This is a genomic window from Mycolicibacterium sp. HS_4_1, assembly GCF_054515875.1.
This window is the reverse complement of the sequence record NZ_CM137261.1, coordinates 3,042,208-3,062,042: the sequence shown is the minus strand read 5'-3', so window position 1 is coordinate 3,062,042 and position 19,835 is coordinate 3,042,208. Positions and strand designations below refer to the sequence as shown.

14 protein-coding genes and 1 pseudogene are annotated in these 19,835 nt (G+C 63.3%); 8 read left to right on the top strand and 7 right to left on the bottom strand.

Features of this window, described 5'->3' with window-relative positions:
* Positions 1–143 precede the first annotated feature (143 nt).
* From ACX12F_RS14615 to ACX12F_RS14605, 3 genes and pseudogenes are all read left to right on the top strand, one after another.
* Positions 144–1,463 (top strand): annotated as a pseudogene (locus tag ACX12F_RS14615) (cytochrome P450); the annotation flags it as partial.
* Between the two features lie 30 nt (positions 1,464–1,493).
* Complete coding sequence (locus ACX12F_RS14610) at positions 1,494–1,577, top strand: mycothiol transferase (RefSeq protein ID WP_459370353.1); 84 nt, start codon at positions 1,494–1,496, stop codon at positions 1,575–1,577.
* 65 nt (positions 1,578–1,642) lie between these two features.
* Positions 1,643–2,542, top strand: coding sequence for a phenylalanine 4-monooxygenase (locus tag ACX12F_RS14605; RefSeq protein ID WP_459365282.1), 900 nt, complete (start codon positions 1,643–1,645; stop codon positions 2,540–2,542).
* Here the strand turns inward: ACX12F_RS14605 and fahA are convergent.
* The 5 genes from fahA to ACX12F_RS14580 form a co-directional block, all read right to left on the bottom strand.
* Positions 2,529–3,806 carry a fumarylacetoacetase gene (fahA, locus tag ACX12F_RS14600; protein ID WP_459365281.1) on the bottom strand — a complete coding sequence of 426 codons (1,278 nt, stop codon included), beginning with the start codon at positions 3,804–3,806 and terminating at the stop codon, positions 2,529–2,531. The genes ACX12F_RS14605 and fahA overlap by 14 nt on opposite strands.
* A 29-nt stretch (positions 3,807–3,835) precedes the next feature.
* A complete protein-coding gene (hmgA, locus tag ACX12F_RS14595) occupies positions 3,836–5,149 on the bottom strand; it encodes a homogentisate 1,2-dioxygenase (protein WP_459365280.1) in 1,314 nt (437 codons plus the stop codon).
* Positions 5,149–6,366 carry a 4-hydroxyphenylpyruvate dioxygenase gene (gene hppD, locus ACX12F_RS14590; RefSeq protein WP_459365279.1) on the bottom strand — a complete coding sequence of 406 codons (1,218 nt, stop codon included), beginning with the start codon at positions 6,364–6,366 and terminating at the stop codon, positions 5,149–5,151. The genes hmgA and hppD overlap by 1 nt, the downstream gene beginning before the upstream one ends.
* Before the next feature lie 122 nt (positions 6,367–6,488).
* Entirely contained in the window at positions 6,489–7,337 is an 849-nt protein-coding gene (locus ACX12F_RS14585) for a metal-dependent hydrolase (RefSeq protein WP_459365278.1), read from the bottom strand.
* On the bottom strand, positions 7,330–7,980 hold the full coding sequence (locus ACX12F_RS14580; RefSeq protein ID WP_459365277.1) for a TetR/AcrR family transcriptional regulator: 651 nt from the start codon (positions 7,978–7,980) through the stop codon (positions 7,330–7,332). Before ACX12F_RS14580 ends, ACX12F_RS14585 begins: the two co-directional genes overlap by 8 nt.
* 376 nt (positions 7,981–8,356) lie before the next feature.
* On the opposite strand from ACX12F_RS14580, the gene ACX12F_RS14575 reads away from it, so the two are divergent.
* The 5 genes from ACX12F_RS14575 to ACX12F_RS14555 are packed head-to-tail and all read left to right on the top strand — an operon-like array spanning position 8,357 to position 13,519.
* The gene (locus ACX12F_RS14575; protein ID WP_459365276.1) at positions 8,357–10,249 is read left to right on the top strand and encodes an NAD(P)H-dependent oxidoreductase subunit E; all 1,893 of its coding nucleotides are present in this window, start codon (positions 8,357–8,359) and stop codon (positions 10,247–10,249) included.
* A complete protein-coding gene (locus tag ACX12F_RS14570; protein WP_459365275.1) occupies positions 10,246–10,962 on the top strand; it encodes a 2Fe-2S iron-sulfur cluster-binding protein in 717 nt (238 codons plus the stop codon). Before ACX12F_RS14575 ends, ACX12F_RS14570 begins: the two co-directional genes overlap by 4 nt.
* A complete protein-coding gene (locus tag ACX12F_RS14565; RefSeq protein ID WP_459365274.1) occupies positions 10,959–11,576 on the top strand; it encodes an NADH-quinone oxidoreductase subunit B family protein in 618 nt (205 codons plus the stop codon). The genes ACX12F_RS14570 and ACX12F_RS14565 overlap by 4 nt, the downstream gene beginning before the upstream one ends.
* A gap of 15 nt (positions 11,577–11,591) precedes the next feature.
* A complete protein-coding gene (locus ACX12F_RS14560; RefSeq protein WP_459370203.1) occupies positions 11,592–13,061 on the top strand; it encodes a Ni/Fe hydrogenase subunit alpha in 1,470 nt (489 codons plus the stop codon).
* On the top strand, positions 13,058–13,519 hold the full coding sequence (locus ACX12F_RS14555) for a hydrogenase maturation protease (RefSeq protein ID WP_459370202.1): 462 nt from the start codon (positions 13,058–13,060) through the stop codon (positions 13,517–13,519). The genes ACX12F_RS14560 and ACX12F_RS14555 overlap by 4 nt, the downstream gene beginning before the upstream one ends.
* A gap of 145 nt (positions 13,520–13,664) precedes the next feature.
* Here ACX12F_RS14555 and otsB read toward each other — a convergent pair whose 3' ends face one another.
* On the bottom strand, positions 13,665–17,324 hold the full coding sequence (otsB, locus tag ACX12F_RS14550) for a trehalose-phosphatase (RefSeq protein ID WP_459370201.1): 3,660 nt from the start codon (positions 17,322–17,324) through the stop codon (positions 13,665–13,667).
* A complete protein-coding gene (gene ppsA, locus ACX12F_RS14545; RefSeq protein ID WP_459370200.1) occupies positions 17,321–19,717 on the bottom strand; it encodes a phosphoenolpyruvate synthase in 2,397 nt (798 codons plus the stop codon). The genes otsB and ppsA overlap by 4 nt, the downstream gene beginning before the upstream one ends.
* Between the last annotated feature and the right edge of the window lie 118 nt (positions 19,718–19,835).

Genomic DNA, 19,835 nt, shown 5'->3' with positions numbered 1-19,835 from the left:
ATCTGCGTCTATTGGTTCGTAGCGTGATTGTCGACGCATGTCTCAGAACGGAGAAACTCGTGAACATTCTCGGTCAGGCAATCACCAAGGCACAGGAAGCGATTCTCGACCCGGTCCTCAGCCGCGCGCAGTCGACAATCCCAATGCCCTTGCAGATCAAGGGCATGCACCTCTACCAGAAGACGAAAACGTCGGTCGTCGGTGACAAGACCCCGGTGTTTGTCGAGCAGCCGATTCCGGCTGCCGCGGATGTGCCGTTGGCAGAGATCGACATGAGTAACCCGTTCATGTTCCGCCAGGGCCGCTGGCAGTCGTACTTCAAGCGGTTGCGTGACGAGGCCCCGGTGCACTACCAGCCGAACAGCCCGTTCGGCCCGTTCTGGTCGATCACCCGGTACACGGACATCGTCACTGTCGACAAGGACAACGAACGGTTCTCCGCTGAGCCGCAGATCATCATCGGTGACCCACCCGAGGGCCTCGACGTCGAGATGTTCATCGCCATGGACCCGCCGCGTCATGATGAACAGCGCGGAGCGGTTCAGGGCGTGGTGGCACCCCAGAACCTCCAGGAGATGGGGGCACTCATCCGGACCCGGGTGCAGGAGGTCCTCGACGGGCTGCCGGAAGGCACGCCGTTCGACTGGGTCGACACCGTGTCGATCGAACTGACCTCACGCATGCTGGCGACTCTGCTCGACTTCCCGTACGACCAGCGCCGCAAGTTGGTGTACTGGACCGATACCGTCGCCGGCAGCGCCTCGGCCACCGGTGGCGAGGCCGATATGGACGAAATGTTCGCAGCCGCAGCCGATATGGCCGGCGCCTTCAGCGCTCTGTGGCACGACAAGAAGGCGCGCCTGGCAGCCGGTGAGAAGCCCGGATTCGACCTCATCACCCTGATGCAGTCGTCCGAGGACACCAAAGACCTGATCGACCGTCCGATGGAATTCCTCGGCAACCTGATTCTGCTGATCGTGGGCGGCAATGACACCACCCGCAATTCGATGACCGGCGGCGTGCTCGCTCTGAACCAGAACCCTGACGAATTCGCGCGGCTCAAGGCGGACCCGGGACTCATCAGCAAAGCGGTGCACGAGATCATCCGCTGGCAGACCCCGCTGGCGTACATGCGCCGCATTGCCAAGCAGGACACCATCCTGGGCGGGCAATTCATCCGCAAAGGCGACAAGCTCGTCATGTGGTACGCCTCGGCCAACCGCGATGAGCGCAAGTTCGAGAATCCGGACGACTTCATCATCGGCCGCCACAACGCCCGCCATCACCTGGCCTTCGGCATCGGCATCCATCGGTGCATGGGCAGCCGTCTGGCCGAGTTGCAGCTCAAGATCCTGTGGGAGGAGTTGCTGGCGCGATTCGAGGACATCGAGGTCGTCGGTGAGCCCGAGTACACGCAATCCAACTTCGTGAAGGGCTACTCCAGAATGATGGTGAAGGTCACCAGGAAGCAGGCGGCCGCCACGGAGTGATGAATGCTCCAGGTGTTGCGCGAGCTGGCGCAGCACTGTGGGCACGCCGACATCCTGCGCGAACAGATTCTTGCCGGTCGCAAATAGACAGCGCGCATATCCTGGTTGACAGACGCCGCTCTGTGCGACGCCCGGACCTCCGGGAGGCAGCGATGTTCGAGGAAGCGCAGTTGTATGCACCGGTGACGCGCTCGGGCGATGACGTCACGGTGCATCTCGCGGCGGATCATCCCGGTGCCGTCGATCCGGAATACCGAGCGCGGCGCAACGCCATCGCTGCGCTCGCCATGGACTGGCCGCCCGGCACACCACCACCCATCGCGACCTACACCGACGACGAGCAGGAGGTCTGGCGCATCGCGTGTGCCGAGCTTCACCGGCTCCATCAACGCCGGGCGTGCGCTGTGTACCTGCAGGGCCGCGAGCGGCTCGGGCTTCCCGAGGATCGGATCCCGCAACTCGTCGAGGTCAACGAGATGCTCAAGCCGCTCACCGGGTTTCAGTACGTGCCCGCGGCCGGGCTGGTGCCGTTGCGCGAGTTCTACGGCATGCTGGCCGACGGAATATTCCACTCCACCCAGTACATCCGGCACCATTCCGTGCCGCTCTACACGCCCGAGCCGGACCTGATCCACGAGGTCGTCGGCCATGGCAACTGCCTGGCCCATGAGCGTTTCGCGACGCTGTACCGGCTGGCCGGGCAGGCCGCCCAGCGGGTGAAAACGACTGAGGCGCTTGAATTCGTCTCGAATGTCTTCTGGTTCTCGTTGGAGTTCGGTGCGGTCCGCGAGTATGGCGAAGTGCGCACCTATGGCGCCGGCCTGCTCTCGTCATTCGGGGAGATCCAGCAACTCGATTCTGCGGACCTGCGGCCGCTGAATATCGGGCGAATGGGTGTACAGACCTACGACATCACGCACTACCAACCGGTTCTCTTCTGCGCCCAGGGATTCAACGAGATCGAAGATGTGGTCGGCGGCTTCTTCGCTGATGTGGACGACGAGATGGCGCACCGCCTGATGCATGACGCCGCTGAAGTCACGGGTAGGTGATCGCCGGCTGGACCACGGCGACGCATTCGCCGAATCCGATGCTGACGGTGCCTGGGCGGCGAGCGCTGGCCGTCAGCAGAACTTCGTCGCCGTCTTCGACGAACGTCCGAATTTCGCCGTTGGGCAATGTGATGGGGTCGTTTCCGCCGTGACTGAGCTCCATCAGACTGCCTTCGGAACCCGGGGTGGGTCCGGACAGGGTGCCGGTGCCGAGCAGGTCGCCCGGGCGTAGGTCACACCCGTTGCTGGTGTGGTGGGTGACCATCTGCGTGTCGCTCCAATACATGTGGCGGCTGGACGAGCGCGAGACCAGGTAAGGCGGGTGGCCGGCGGCGCGCATCTGCGCCGTCCTCAGATGGGCCCGCAGTTCGATGTCGAGTCCGCCCTGTGCCCGGTGTCGTGGACTGTCGAGGTAGGGCAGTGGGGTTGGATCATCCCCGGGTCGGTCCACCGGTATCCGGAACGGCGCCAATGCTTCTGGAGTGATCACCCACGGGGACACGGTGGTGCCGAAGCTCTTGGCCAAGAAGGGGCCCAGGGGCTGGTATTCCCAGGCTTGCACGTCGCGCGCGGACCAGTCGTTGAGCAGGCAATAACCGGCGATGTGAGTGTCGGCGTCATCGATGGTGACCGGCTCACCCAGCCCATTCTCCGGGCCCATCCACACGCCGAGTTCGAGTTCGAAATCGAGCTGTCGGGTTGGCGCCAGTTCAGGTTTCGGTGCGCCGGGAGCCTTCAGCTGTCCGTGCGGCCGGATGACCGGAGTGCCGCTGACCCGCACGCTGGAGGCGCGGCCGTGGTAGCCGAGAGGAACCCATTTGTAGTTGGGCAGTAAGGGATTGTCCGGCCGGAACAGGGCACCGATGTTGCGGGCATGGTGGATGCCGACGTAGAAGTCGGTGTAGTCACCGATGCTGGCGGGCAGCAGGACGTCGACGTCGGTCAGTGGGGTGAGCAGCCTTGCGACCGCCTCTTGCTGCGGTGTCCCTTGGACGAGTAGGGAATACAGTGCATGGCGAAGCGCGATCCGTGGACCCGCGCCCAGGGCGAACAGGGTGTTCAGCGTGCCGTGAGCGGCAGCTTCGGCCGCCATTTGAGCCTCACCGGTCAGTAGCCCCGACTCGGACAGGGCGCGCAGATCCAGGACCATGTCTCCGATGCGGACGACGCCGTGGGGTGCGCCGGCTGCACCGGCCACAACACCGAAAGGGAGGTTCTGCAAAGGGAAGTCGCCGGACTCGGCCGAGATAACCCAGCTGCGCAAGCGCGGATCGTGCGTGAAATCCAGTGTGGTCACGGCGTGCCCGGGTCGAATCGTTTGGTCAGTCCACTCCAGCAGTCGGCGTAATCCTGTTGCCGCTGTGGCAGATTCGCCGCGTAAGCGGTGACCTTCTGCGGGAGCCGGGTTTCGAACATGAACGCCAGTGTGTCTTCCTGCTTGACCGGCTTCAATTTTTCGGTACTGGCGGCGTGGAAGGCGTTGGCGTCGGGGCCATGGGGAGTCATGCAGTTGTGCAGGCTGACCCCACCGGGGACGAAGCCATCAGGTTTGGCGTCATAGACACCGCGCACGAGTCCCATGAACTCGCTCATGACGTTCATGTGGTACCACGGTGGCCGGAAGGTGTTTTCGGCGACCATCCAGCGTTCGGGGAAGCACACGAAGTCGACGTTGGCGGTTCCCCGCGTCTCACTGGGCGAGGTGAGCACCGTGAAGATCGACGGGTCGGCATGGTCGAACAGGACCGGGCCGACAGGGGAGAAGCGCCGCATGTCGTACTTGTATGGCGCGTAATTGCCATGCCAGGCAACAACATCCAGCGGTGACTGGCGCACTTCGGCCTGCCACAGCGTGCCACCCCACTTCACGTACAGCGTGGACGGGATCTCGCGATCCTCGTAGTTCGCGACGGGTGTGAGGAAGTCACGCGAGTTGGCCAAACAATTGGCGCCGATCGGGCCGCGCTCGGGCAGAGTGAAACTGCTGCCGTAGTTTTCACACAAGTAGCCCCGGGCCGGGCCATCGGGCACCTCGACGCGCAGTTTCACTCCGCGTGGGATGACGACGATTTCGCTCGGTTCGGCGTCGATGATCCCGAACTCGGTCCAGAACCGTATGTTCCCCTGCTCCAGGACGAACAGCATCTCGGCGTCGCCGTTGTAGAAGTAGGCGTCGACCATCGACGTCGTGATGGTGTAGATGCTGCAGGCGAATCCGCTGCGCGTGTTGACGTCCCCGCCGGTCGTGATGGTCCGCACGCCGGTGATGAACGTGGTGTCCGCGGTCGCGGGATCCGGTATCGGCAGGGGATGCCAACGCATTTGGGCGATGGGTACCGGGTTGGCGTCGTCGGGAGCCGAGCGCCAGTACGAAACTCCCTCGGCTGCAACGGGAGCGAAGCGGCCCCAATGAGCGACGCTGGGGCGGATCCGGTACAGCCAGGATCGCTTGTTGGCGGCCCGGGGCGCGGTGAACGGGGAACCGCTGAGTTGTTCGGCGTAAAGGCCGTAGGCGCACTGTTGGGGGGAGTTCCGGCCGACCGGCAACGCTCCGGGCAGTGCCTCACTTTCGAAGCTGTTGCCGAAGCCGGACTGGTAGCCGGCCATCACAGATTCCCGCGCTTTTCCTGCTCACGCTCGATCGACTCGAACAGGGCCTTGAAATTCCCTTTACCGAAACCCAGTGAGCCGTGGCGTTCGATGAGCTCGAAGAAGACCGTCGGCCGATCTCCCAAAGGTTTGGTGAAGATCTGAAGCAGGTAGCCGTCTTCATCGCGGTCGACGAGGATGCCGCGCCGCTGCAGCTCAGCGACGGGTACGCGCACCTCGCCGATCCGGGCACGCAGTTCGGGATCCTCGTAGTAGGTGTCGGGGGTGTCGAGGAACTGGACGCCGTGCCTGCGCAGCTCGTCGACCGAGCTCAGGATGTCGTTGGTGGCCAACGCAAGGTGCTGAACGCCGGGTCCTCGGTAGAACTCCAGGTATTCGTCGATCTGGGATTTGCGCTTCGCCACGGCCGGTTCGTTGAGCGGGAACTTCACCCGGTGGTTGCCATTGGCCACCACCTTCGACATCAGCGCCGAGTACTCGGTGGCTATGTCATCGCCGACGAACTCAGCCAGGTTCACAAACCCCATGACGCGGTTGTAGAAACCGACCCACTCATCCATCTTGCCGAGCTCGACGTTGCCGACGACGTGATCCAACGCCTGAAACAGCCGCGGGGGAGCGCCGTCCCGTTTGACGTATCCACTGGTCGCCGGCTGGTAACCGGGCAGGTAGGGGCCGGCGTATCGCGCACCGGCTACTTGCCTTTGAACCAGCGTGTGCCGTGTTTGTCCGTAGGCCGCGATGGCCGCGACGCGCACGGTGCCGTGCTCATCCGACAGGTTATGTGGTTCGCCGAGGACCGTGGCGCCGGCCCGCTTGGCCTGGGCAATGCACTTGTCGACGTCGGGCACTTCCAAAGAAATGTCCACGACTCCGTCACCGTGTTTGGCATGGTGGGTCACCAATGGGCTGTCGGGGTTCACCGCACCCTTCAGCACGAACCGCACGGAGCCGGACCGCAGTACGAAAGCCTTGTGGTCGCGGTTGCCGTTGTCCGGCCCGGAGTAGGCGACCAGCTCCATGCCCCACGCCGATTGAAAGTAGCTCGCGGCCTCGGTGGCGTTGCCGACCACGAAAACAACGGCGTCCCAGCCCGTTACGGGGAAGGGGTCGTTGCTCTGGTCGTAGTCCACCAGACCCACCAGTTGCTTGAGCTGGTTGACGTCGAGCCGGGCCTGCTTCTCCTGATCGGTCAGGGTGCTCTGGTTCCTCATGCAGATATTCTTCCTCTTGCGGGCTATCCAGACATGTGGATTGCCCGCCGAGTTGGTGGTCCGCGAGCCCGCCGACGATCGATACGAACTTGTCGGCGACCGCGCGGGCAAACCCGCCCCGGTCAGCTCATGTTGGCGGCGAGTTGTCCGTCCACGCCGAAAAGCTCGGGCTTCCAGCGTTCGAGCAGGGCGGTGTTGTCGACGTGGTCGGGATGGAATCCCACCTTGTTGTACTGCCGAAATCGCTGGCGCACGGAGCGTTTCAGGAACGGCGACCGGCGCAGGGCCCAGAGGCTACGAATCAGCCGCACCGGGTGGTAGGTGGCCCGGTCTGCCAGCAGTGACAGCGTGGTGAACAGCGCGACGCTGCCGAAGAAGGTAAACGTGACCATTCGCATGGTCCAGATGCGGCGTCGCTCGGTGCCACCGACTGCCCGGTACACATCGAAGGCGACCGCGCGATGCTCGGATTCCTCATAGGCATGCCACAACAACATCTTTCGCACCTCGGTGGCCCCCAGCAGGGCACGCGCATCCTCGTCCCCTAGTAGCGTTTCGGCGAACACGGCGGTGAAGTGCTCGAGCGCGGCCGTCATGGCCAGGCACGTGATCGGCGAGAATATGCGTTCGTCCCGTTGCAGCGAACGTCGGGTAATCCGGTCGTTGAACCTGGTGGGGTAGCCCATCTGTTGGAGCCGCTCGTTGAGGGCTACATGCTCGCGGCTGTGCGTCACTTCCTGTCCGATAAAGCCTTTCACCTGTTCCCGCAGTACCGGGTCGGCGACCTGATCGGCGTAGTTGCGCACCGACCGGACGAAGAAGTCCTCGCCCTCGGGGAAGGTGGCGGACAGGTAGGCGACGATGTGACTCATCACCAAGTCGCCCTGGACGTAGTGCCGCTGCAAGCCGCCGTCGGGATAGTCGAAGTGGATCCGCCGCGCGCGAACGAGCCGGGTAGAGGTTTCAGTCACGAGCGTCTCCCAGGGTCGGGTCCAGCTGGGTCAAGATTGCGAAGAAGAAGGTGCGGACTTCGGCGACCTTGTTGCGGTGGTCGTCCTGGGTCATGTCGTAGAGACCTAGTCCGTCGTAGAGCGCGGTGATGGTCCGCAGTAGCACACCGGCGTGCGGATTTGTGGCTACGTCGGGGACGAATTCTGTTGCCGACGTACGCAGTAGCTCGATGTACATGTCGTCCCAGGTCGACATCAACGCGCGCAGTTCGGAGTCATGCCGTGCTGCGATCGACAGTTCCACCAATGCCCGACATTCGGGTTGTTCGTAGAACGACCACAAGATGTCGAGTGCCGCCGCCGGTGTGCGCTGGTCCGCATCGAGTTGCGCCATCCGCGACTCGAAATCGAGGGCCCGTTTGGCCACCAGGTGGCTGGCGGCCGCATTGACCAGTGCCGCCTTGGTCGGAAAGTGGTGAGCTAGTGCTCCGCGGGAGACCTTGGCGCGCCGGACAACATCATTGGTGGAGGTGGCGGCGTAGCCCTTATCGACGATGCACCACAGGGTGGCCTCGAGCAGCCGCGCCCTCATGGCCTCCACTCGCTCTGCGCGAGGAATGTGAATCCGCTCGTCGGAGTGTCGCGTCCGGGTTCTGGCCACCATGTCGCAAAAGTAGCCCCAATTTCACAGGCAGGCAACCCTGCCTGTAACGGTTTTTTACGGCAGACCCAGCGATGGTTGGTTGTTGCTCGGTCGAGATGGGTGCCGCGTCTGCGCAGTCGTAACCGCGGGCGTCGGTCCGATAGTGGCAGAAACCCGATGACAGGCGCCGTCCTGTGGACGACGATTGAGTCACGGTTGAATTCGAGTAGATCGGGGCCTTATGGCACTACGAGACGGCATACAAGATCACAATGCTTGCAGGACTGCGGTATCCATTTCCTTTGACATCAGCCGGCATGTACAAGAAAGGCGAGGATTCCGATGATGTGCTGCTGTCCGGGCCAGAGATGACATCGCCGACCTCGTGGTCGCCAGCATGACTCGGCGCCGCCGCGAGCCGGTGGGCCGGGTCGACGCGGTCGCCGACGACGCCGGTACGGCCGTGGCCCGGCACGAAATGACCTCGGACATCGATGCAATAGTGCGGCGCCACCGTTACGACGGAACGCGACTGATGGACATACTGTGGGATGTTCAGCATCTGTACGGCCACATTCCCGATGACGTCTTGCCGCAGCTCGCCACCGCTTTGGATCGGTCTCCGCTGGACATCGTGGAGACAGCCTCCTTTTATCACTTCTTCCACCGTCAGCCATCAGGACGGCACCGGATTTACTTGAGCAACACGGTGATTGCGAAGAGGAGCGGGTATCAGGCGGTGTACGACACGCTCGAACTCCAGACCGGGGCCCGCTTCGGGGAAACGGACGAAGCGGGCGTCTTCGGCTTGTTTGAAACGCCGTGCATCGGACTCAGCGATCAGGAACCGGCGATGCTGATCGACAGCGTGGTATTCACCCGACTGACACCGGAAACTGTCACGGACATCATATCCCAGTTGAAAACTGGGAGAGTGGCCGCTGATATCGCAAACCCAGCTGGGCTACCAGACGATGACATCGCCTACGTGGACCACCTGGTGCAGTCCAATGTCCGCACGCAGGGTCCGGTGTTCTTCTGCGGCACAATGGATTACCGGTCGTTGCTCGATCGCTGCCTCGCCGGCACTCCCGAGCAGACGATCGGCGAGATCAGCGAATCCCGACTGCGCGGATACGGTGGTGCGGGGTTTCCCACCGGGCGCAAGTGGAGCCTGTGCCGGGCCGCACCCGGCGATGACAAGTACGTCATCTGCAACGCTGACGAAGGTGAACCCGGCACGTTCAAGGACCGGGCACTGCTGACGCGCTCGCCACGGGATGTTTTCATCGGGATGGTCATTGCGGCCTACGCGATCGGTAGTCGGCACGGAATCGTCTACCTGCGTGCCGAATATGTGTATCTCAAGCGGTATCTGGAAGCTCAGCTCCAGCAACTCCGGGACGACGGGCTGCTCGGATACCGCATCGGTGGGCGACCAGGATTCGATTTCGACATCCGCGTCCAGCTGGGCGCCGGTTCCTATGTCTGCGGTGAAGAATCGGCGCTGATCGAGTCGTGCGAGGGTAAACGGGGTACGCCCCGGCTGAAGCCGCCATTCCCGGTCCAGGAGGGGTATCTCGGCAAACCCACCTGCGTCAACAATGTCGAGACGTTTGCGGCAGCTACCCGCGTTATGGCGAACGGCGCGCACTGGTTTCGCCGCATGGGCACACCCGACTCCGCGGGCGCCCGCCTGCTGAGCGTCGCGGGGGACTGCGACCGTCCGGGCGTCTACGAGGTCGAGTGGGGCATCACCCTCGATGAGGTGCTGGCAATGGTCGGGGCGCGGGGTGCTTGCGCTGTCCAGATGAGTGGCCCAGCGGGGGAGTGTCTGTCGGTGGAGGTGGACGGCAAACGTCGGATCGCGTACGAGGACATTCCGTGCAGTGGCGCCGTCACGATCTTCAATTCGAGCCGCGACCTGCTGCAATGCGTCAGCGACTACACGCGGTTCTTCGTTGACGAGTCGTGCGGCATTTGCGTTCCCTGCAGGGCGGGCACCGTCGTTCTGGACGACAAGGTGGAACGCGTGGTCGCAGGCGCCGGCGTCGAAGAGGATCTGGACGACGTGGCCCGCTGGGGTGCGCTGGTGCGAACGACAAGTCGGTGCGGTCTCGGCGCCACCGCCGCCAATCCCATTCTGACGACCCTGGAAAAGTTCCCCGAGATCTATCGGAGCAGATTGCGCACCCAGGAACAGGCCCTGCTGCTCTCATTCGATCTCGATGCTGCCCTGGCCGGGTACGACAAGGCAGTTACCGAACTGGAAACGGACGGGACCGCATGACCATCCGCATCGAAATCGATGGGGTACCGATGTCGACCGAAGAAGGCGGCGTCCTGGTCGATGTGGCCGCCGACGCTGGGGTGTACATCCCGACGCTGTGCTACCTCGAAGGCAAGCCGTGCCTCGGAACCTGCCGGGTCTGCTCGGTCAAGGTGAACGGCACCGTGGTCGCGGCGTGCACGGTTCGAGTCTCGGACGGACTGAAAGTCGAGGTCGACGAACCGGAAACGGCAGACCTCCGGAAGGCGTTGGTGGAGTTACTGTTCGCGGAGGGCAACCACAATTGCCCGAGTTGCGAGAAGAGTGGACGCTGCACGCTGCAGGCGGTCGGCTACGAGGTGGACATGCTGGTGTCACGGTTCCCGTACCGGTTCCCGCGTCGCGAGCGGGACCATGCGTCGGAGAAAATCTGGCTGGAACGGGATCGCTGCATCTTCTGCCAACGCTGCGTGGAATTCGTCCGCGACGAATCCAGCGGCCAGAAGATCTTCAGCATCAGCGAGCGCGGTCCCGAGTCCCAGATCGAAATCGACACCGAGCGGGCCAATGCCATGCCGGACGAGCAGATCCACTATGCCGTCGACATCTGCCCCGTCGGCGCCATCATCGACAAACGGGTCGGATACGACGTCCCGATCGGCCGACGTAAGTACGAGCTCGAATCTGTGCGCGCACGGGCCCTCGACCGCCGAGACGAGTCTGGTAAGCCGTGACCGAGGAGACCACGTCGCACGAAATACCGGTAGCCCCAACGGAACCGGCGCTCGCGGCGGCCCGCGACACCAAGGTCAAGGTGGCGATGATCGGTTTGTGCGGCTGTTGGGGCTGCACGTTGTCCTTTCTGGATATGGACGAACGGCTCCTGCCGCTCCTGACCAAGATCAGCATCCACCGGTCCTCGCTGACCGACATCAAGAGAATCACCGAGCGCTGCGCGATCGGATTCATCGAGGGGGGTGTCGCGAACGAGGACAACATCGAAACGCTGCGACACTTCCGGGACAATTGCGACATCCTGATCTCCGTCGGAGCCTGCGCCGTCTGGGGCGGCGTCCCGGCGATGCGCAATGTCTTCGAATTGAAGGACTGCCTGTCGGAGGCGTACGTCAATTCGCCGACCGCGGTTCCGGGCGCCAAACCCGTCGTCCCCTCCCACCCGGACATTCCCCGACTCACGACCAAGGTTTACCCCTGCCATGAAGTAGTCCACATGGACTACTTCATCCCCGGATGCCCTCCGGACGCAGACGCCATCTTCGCGGTGCTCGACGACCTGATAGAGGGTCGCCCGGTCACGCTGCCCCGCTCGCTGAACCATTACGACTGATCTCGGAGGCTGCGCGTGAGCAGAAAGCTGATCATCGATCCCGTTACCCGAATCGAGGGCCACGGCAAGGTCACAGTGCACCTCGATGACGACGACAACGTCGTCGATGCCAGGCTGCATGTCGTCGAATTCCGCGGGTTCGAGAAGTTCATTCAGGGCCACCCGTTCTGGGAGGCGCCGATGCTGATGCAACGCATCTGCGGAATCTGCTTCGTCAGTCACCATCTGGCCGGCGCCAAAGTACTCGACGACATGATCGGCGTCGGCCCAAAATCGGGAAGCGGCGTGACGCGGACAGCGGAGAAGATCCGCCGACTCGGCCACTACGCGCAGATGCTGCAATCGCACGCGACGGCATATTTCTACCTGGTCGTCCCCGAGATGATGTTCGGCATGGATGCCGCGCCGGCGCAGCGCAACATGGTCGGCCTCATTGAGGCCGACCCCGCGTTGATGCGACGAGTGATCATGCTGCGCAAATGGGGCCAGGAAGTCATCAAGACGGTCTTCGGCAGGAGAATGCACGGCATCAGCTCCGTGCCCGGCGGCGTCGACAAGAACCTGAGCCGGGCCGAATGCGACCGCCTGTTGAACGGGGAAGAAGGGCTCCCGTCGATAGCCGACATCATCGATTACGCCCAGGACGGGCTGCGCATCTTCTACGACTTTCACGCGAAGAATCGGGCTGAGGTGGATGGTTTCGCGAACGTTCCCGCCCTCAACATGTCCCTGGTCGATGACGACGGCAACGTGGACTACTACCACGGCGTGCTACGCATCGTCGACGACGACAAACACGTCGTCCGTGAATTCGACTACCACGACTACCTCGGCCATTTTTCGGAAGCGGTCGAAGAGTGGACGTACATGAAGTTCCCGTTCCTGAAGGACCTGGGCAGGGACGAGGGTTCGGTTCGGGTGGGGCCGCTCGGGCGAATGAACGTCACGAAGTCGCTCTCCACGCCACTGGCTCAGGAGGCGCTGGAGCGTTTTCATGCTTACACCGGCGGCGCCACGAACAACATGACCTTGCACACCAATTGGGCGCGGACCATCGAAGTGCTCCACGCGGCGGAACTGATCGAAGAACTGCTGCGCGATCCCGATCTGCAGCAGCAAGACTTGGTCGTTACCCCCGCGGCCGGTGCGTGGGCCGGTGAGGGTGTCGGCGTTGTGGAAGCACCTCGCGGCACGCTGCTCCACCACTATCGGGCCGGTCCAGAAGGTGACATCACCTTCGCCAATCTGATTGTGGCTACCACGCACAACAATCAGGTGATCAACCGCACGGTGCGCTCGGTCGCCGAGGACTATCTGGGGGGCCGCGGCGTGATCACCGAAGCCATGATGAACGCCATCGAGGTCGGGATCCGCGCGTATGACCCGTGCCTGAGTTGCGCGACGCACGCTTACGGGCAGATGCCGCTGATCGTCACTGTCTACGATCCGGCGGGAAATGTCATCACCGAGCGCGTCCGTTCGTGACGCTCGACGAGTTCGACGACGACTCTTGCCTGATTTACGGGATCGGTAATGTCGGTCGGCAGGACGACGGTTTGGGCTGGGCCTTCGTCGATTGGATTCAGGCGCAAGGCCTCTGCCCAAACGCAGGCCTGGAGCGGAAGTATCAGCTTCTGCTCGAGGACGCCGAACTGATCAGCAACAAGGAACATGTGCTGTTCGTCGATGCCACCAAAGACACCTCGGTCAAATCGTTCACGGTGGAGCGCGTGGTGCCAAGAATGGACTTCAGCTTCACGTCGCACGCCATCTCGATCCCCGCGATCATGGCGACGTGTCAGCAGTGTTTCGACCGCCTGCCAGCGGTTCACCTGCTCGCGATCAGGGGATTCGAATTCGAACTCGAACTGGGATTGACGCAGGCTGCGCAGCGGAATTTGGATGACGCGAAGGCATATCTCTCATCGGGCGGTCAGGTGTAGAGCGAGTCGGTTTGACCTTGAGCGACGGTGTCAGCTCGCCGCGGTCGACGGACAGATCGTGGTTCAGCAGCGCCCACTCTTTGACGGTCTCCCATCGGTTGAGGGTCGGCGAGCGGCGTGGGATCCGCATCGTTTCCGGTCATCATCAACCCGGGAACCGGACGGTAGTGCCTGGCATCAGCTGGACGACACGACCGTGGCATTCCACTTCGACCCCAGCGGCGTCACGAGGATCGACACTGATGATGACGCCTTTGCCGCTGACTCGCAGGTGCAGGTGAAGACCGCGGTAGTGGATCGGTATCGCAAGCACACCAAGGGATTCCGGCCAGTGCGGGTCGAGGATGATCCGGCCTGACCGGGTCTCGAGCCCGGTGAAGCACCGCTGCATGAGGTCGACAGTGCCCGCCATCGCCGCCAGGTGAATGCCCTCGGACGTGGTGCCGCCCTGGATGTCCGAGACGTCGGACCTCAGCGCCTGCTGGAAGAACTCCAGCGCGCGGTCGCGGTTGGCCCTGGCGAGCACCCAGGTGTGCACAACACTGCTGAGCGTCGAGCCGTGCGACGTACGCGCCAGGTAGTAGTCCACCATCTTCGGCACCTGATCGGCGGTGAAGCGGTAGCCGAGCCGGTCGAGGAGCTCACGCAATTCGGTCCCCGACAGCAGGTAGAGCAACATCAGGGCATCGGCCTGCTTGGAAGCCTTGTAGCGGTTGACGTCGTCTTGCTCTGCCTCCAGGATGCGGTCCAGGCGTTGGATGTCGCCGTACTGCCGACGAAGACGGTCCCAATCCAGTTCTGCCAGATCACCGTAACCCTCGAACTGACTGATGACGCCATCGTGGAACGGGACGTACATCCGGAGGCTGACCGCCTCCCAGTGCGCCAGTTCGGCACTGTTCAATCCGAGCGTTTCCATCATGTCGAGCCGGTTGGGCAGCGGTAGCAGGTTCAGGGCCTCGATGGCCCGCATGATCGCCCAGACCGCCATCACGTTCGTGTAGGCGTTGTTGTCGATGCCGTCGTAGGGGGCGTCGGGATAGCCCGAATGGAACTCGTCGGGCCCGATCACGCCCCGGATGCTGAAGCGGTCGCGCTCGTCGTCGTAGGTGGCCCTGCTGACGAAGAAGCGTGCGACCTCGGCCAGCAGCTCCGCGCCGTAGTCGATCAGATAGGCAAGGTCGCCGGTGACCTGGTAGAACTTCCACGCGTTGTAGGCGACGGCGATACCGATGTGGTGGGCGCGAGCGCTGGCATCCGGATTCCAGTGGCCGCTACGCGGATTGAGGTGTAGCCGTTGGCTTTCCTCACGGCCGTCGCTGCCGGACTGCCAGGGAAACATCGCACCCGCATAGCCTGCGGCCGCGGCCGCGTGGCGTGCTTCCGGGAGACGCCGGTAGCGGTACTGCAGCAGAGACCGGGTGATCGTCGGTAGCCGCAGGTTGAGTACGGGGAAGACGAACAGTTCGTCCCAGAAGATGTGGCCGCGATAGGCCTCGCCGTGCAGTCCGCGGGCCGGCACCCCGACGTCGAGGTCGGCCGTGTTCGGTGACGCAGTCTGCAGCAGATGCAGCAGATGCAACCGCAGGACGCGCAATTCGTCGCCGAAGTCATCGAATTCGATGGAAAGCCGTTCCCACAGATGTACCCAGTCGGTCCGATGCCCGTCCAGCAGCTCGTCGAACCGGCCGAGGCGGGAAATCCAGCGCTGAGCGTCGACAGCGGGTTCGGACGTCGCGACATCGCGCCCTGTGTAGACGGTAGCGATCTTCTCGACAGTCACCGATTCGCCAACCGACAGCGCAACGCTGATGTCATGACCGATTTCGGCATCCTCGTTGAAGAGCCGGAACGATGCTGGGACGGGCTCACTGTCGCGCCACACGGTGGTTCGCGCCGCGACGGCGACGGAGATGCGGGATTGGGTCGTCTGCGCGGTGAGCAGCACCGAATCCGCAGAGATCTCGTGCTTCTGGACTGAGTCGAGATGTCGGTTGGCGAGGTCCCGATAGCGCTCGACAAGCGAGTTCGTCACGCCGCCGTCCACGGTGGAGCGAATCTCCATGGTCCCTGACCAATCCTCGGCGCAGACCGTCGTCTCGAGGGCGCCGACGTGGGGCATGTGCATCGCGACGAATCTTCGTTGCCGCAATGAACTCGTCCGGCCCGCGCCGTCGCGGAACCGCGCTTCGCGAGTCAGCACCGCGCCGCGAAGATCGAGGCTCTGCCGGTAGGACAGCACGTCGACCGCATCGATGTCGAACCACGCGCCGCCGTCGATCCGGAAAGTCAGCGCGAGCCAGTTGGGCAGATTGACCAGGCTCTCGTTGTCGATCTGGGTGCCCGACACGTCGTCGACGAGGCGGTTGTACACCCCGGCGGCATAGGTCCCGGGGTAGTGCGCTTGCCCGGCCTTCGTTTCCGGTGCGGCACCTCGGGTGGCGAAATACCCGTTTCCCAATGTGCATAACGCCTCGCGAAGCTTCTCGCCCTGTGGGTCGTACCTGTCGAAGGTGTACTCCCACGCCTTGCTCGAAACGTGATGCTTGTAGGCCAGCCACTGCGATCCGCGATGGATGAAGCTGCGCACCTGATCGGGACTCTGCAGGACGAAGTGGGCGGCGGTCTTGCGGTCCCCGTCCTCGCCGTGCCTGACGACGATCCCGATTCCGTCGAAGTGAACCGCGTCGAAGGCGTCTTCGTCGGTAAGGTCATCGCCGATGTAGATCGGCAGCAAGGAACCGGTCGGGTCGATGCGATCACGGATCCAGGCCAGCGTGGTCCCCTTGTCCCAGTCGATGTCGGGCCGCAGCTCGACGAGCATGCGCCCACTGGTCACCCGCAGTCCGTCTCGCTGTCCCAGTCGGTGCGCCAGGGCCACGATCTCATCGACGTGTTGCGGTTCGACCTCGCGGTAGTGCACCGCGACGGCAAAACGCTTGTGCTCGACGCGAACTCCCGGAATCCGGGCCAGGCCGTGGGTCAACTCGGTGGCCGCCCGTTCAAGCACAGGCACGCAAGCCGCAGCCGCATCGTTGCAGTGGTAGGTGCCATCAGGCCCTGTCAGCTCGAACCCGTGGCTACCTGCGTACCAGATGCCCGGTATGCCTACCCGGCTGCGGATATCCGCGAGGTCACGTCCGCTCAGGATAGCCACCGGGCACGCCGCCGCGACGAGTTCCAATGCCTCGGCCGCGCCGTTGACGAGCACGGCCGCAGCGGGATCGGAAACGATGGGGGACAGCGTGCCGTCATAGTCCAGGAACAAGACAGACTCTCGGACGCTGGTGATCCCGATCAGCTGACCATATGACTCCAACGCATTCGGAAGATCTGAGACACGCTTGTCCCCACCACGAACGAGGATGTCTGCCACCTCGGCGACGATGACGTCCGCGCCGCTGTGCAGCAGATCATCGGGATGTCCGCTCCGGTCGACACCGATGACGACCCCGAAACCGCCATCGCGGCCCGCGGTCACTCCGGCGGCGGTGTCCTCGATGACGACGCATCGTTGCGGCCGGACCCCGAGCCGACGCGCGGCTTCCTGAAGTACTGCCGTTCCGGATTCGCCGGCGATTCCGTCAATGCATATGTCGAACAGATGGTCCACGCCTGCAGTCTTCAAAGCGTGCTGACATCGTGGATTCGATGAATGGGCCGCCGTGGCGACATCGCTGGCCCGCAACTCTCGGGCGAGATCCGCGGTCGGTTCGAGGCACCTCGGATCGGTGCTCAGCGCACTGTCAACGTCGAAGATCACCGCGTCGTGGCGACGCGGGTCGATGGTGACCGGCAGTTTCATGAAGTACGGACGAGCTGTCGTTCCAGTTCCAGCACGTGGCGAGTGGTCTTGATAACCGAATCGGGGTTGAGGCTCATCGACTCGATACCGACCCGGACCAAGAACTCGGCCATGTCCGGGTAGTCCGAAGGCGCTTGTCCACACAGCCCCGAGTGAATTCCGTTGCGGCGACAGCCCTCAACGGCCAGGCGAATCATCTCCTTGACCCCCTCATCGCGCTCGTCGTAGTCGAACGCCACGATCTCGCTGTCACGATCCACGCCCAAGGTGAGTTGAGTCAGGTCGTTGGAGCCGATGGAGAATCCGTCGAAACGCTTGGCGAATTCATCGATGAGGATCACGTTGTTCGGGATCTCGCACATCGCATACACCTTGAGCCCGTTCTCGCCTCGGCGCAGCCCCAGGTCCGCCATCGTCTGGAGAACAAGGTCCGCTTCGGCCACCCGGCGCACGAACGGAAGCATGAGGATGACGTTCGTCAGACCCATCTGTTCGCGCACGCGGCGCATCGCGCGGCACTCCAGCGCAAAGCCCTCCGCATACGCGGGATGCGCATAGCGAGAGGCACCGCGGAAACCGAGCATCGGATTGCTTTCGGACGGCTCGAACGCGGCTCCGCCGATCAGGCTGGCGTATTCGTTGCTCTTGAAGTCCGACATGCGCACCACGACGGGTTTGGGCCAGAACGCGGCGGCGATGGTGCCGATTCCTTCGGACAGGCGTTCCACGAAGAAGGCGCTTCCATCGGCATAGCCCTGGGTGAGCTGTTCGATCGTTCTGCGCGCGTCGGGGTCGTCGACCTTCTCGGGGTGCAGCAGAGCCAGCGGATGTACCCGGATGTACTCGCTGATGATGAACTCCATCCGAGCGAGTCCCACGCCGTCGTTCGGCAGGAACGACGTCTTGAAGGCGAGCGCGGGGTTCCCGAGGTTGATCATGATCTGGGTTCGCGGCCGTGCCAGATCCCCCACCTCGCTGCGGTCCACGTGGAAGCTGAGTTCGCCCCGGTACACGCGGCCCGATTCGCCGTCCGCGCATGACACTGTGACGGTTTCGCCATCGGGCACGCACGTGGTTCCGTCGCGGGTGCCCACCACGGCGGGGATGCCGAGTTCGCGAGCGATGATCGACGCGTGGCAGGTGCGACCGCCGCGGTTGGTGATGATCGCCGCGGCGGTCTTCATGATCGGTTCCCAGTCGGGCGTGGTGGTGTCGGCGACCAGTACCTGGCCGGGCTTGAACTCGGACAGATGCTCGGGGTTATGGATCCGTTTCGTAACACCCGAGGCGATCCGGTCGCCGACCGCTCGGCCCTCCGCGATTACCTCGCCTCGCCCCTCGAGCACATAGGTTTCCAGCGTCGTCGCGCTGTGCTGGGACGTCACCGTCTCGGGGCGGGCCTGGACGATGTAGAGCTTCCCGTCTAGACCGTCCTTGGCCCACTCCATGTCCATCGGCCGTCCGTAGTGCGCTTCGATGGTGCATGCGTAGCCGGCCAGTTCCAGGACGTCCTCATCGGTGATGCAGAACCGGGCACGGTCGGACTTTGGCGTCGGGATATTTCGTACAGTGCTCTTCGCCTCACCCTCGACGAGGATCATTTTCACGGCCTTGTCGCCGACGCGGCGCCGCAGAACGGCGCGGTGGCCGGCTAGGTAGGTCGGCTTATGGACGTAGAACTCGTCGGGGTCGACGGCGCCCTGAACCACATTTTCGCCAAGACCGTAGTCGCCCGTCACCAAGACGGCGTCGCGAAAGCCCGACTCGGTGTCAATGGAGAACATCACACCCGACGACGCGATATCGGAGCGCACCATCTTCATCACGCCGATCGACAGGGACACCTTGAATTGATCGAAGCCCTGGTCGAGTCGGTAATGAATGGCGCGATCGGTGAACAGACTGGCGAAACAACGACGGCAGGTGTCGAGCAGACTCTGTTCGCCTTTGATATTGAGATACGAATCCTGTTGGCCGGCGAAGCTCGCCGTCGGCAGGTCCTCGGCGGTCGCCGAGCTCCGGACGGCGAGACTCACCTCCTCGCCATACTCCTGCTGAAGCTTGCGATAGGCATTCAGAATCTCGTCGGCCAGATCGTCGGGAAGCCCCGCGCCATAGACGATCTCACGGGCGCGCTTGCCTTTCCGTGCCAGCGCGGCGACATCGGCGGGATCGATGTCGTCGAGCTCGGCATGCAGACGGTCCCAGGCGCCGGCCTTGTCCAACATATAGCGATAGGCGTGGGCGGTGATGGCGAAGCCGTGCGGGACGCGGACACCCTGCCCGGACAGCTTCTGGAACATCTCGCCCAGTGACGCGTTCTTTCCGCCGACGAGCGAGACGTCGTCAATGCCGAACTCCTCAAAGAAGCGAACGTACCTCGATGTACCCATGACCTGTCCTCTCGTAGCGTGTCCCGCAACGTCGCCCGCGACCAGAGTCATTGCCGGCCAACGTTGTCCGCGGCCGCAAGTCGTGCAGCCAACGGTTCATCGCTCGAATACCTGGCTG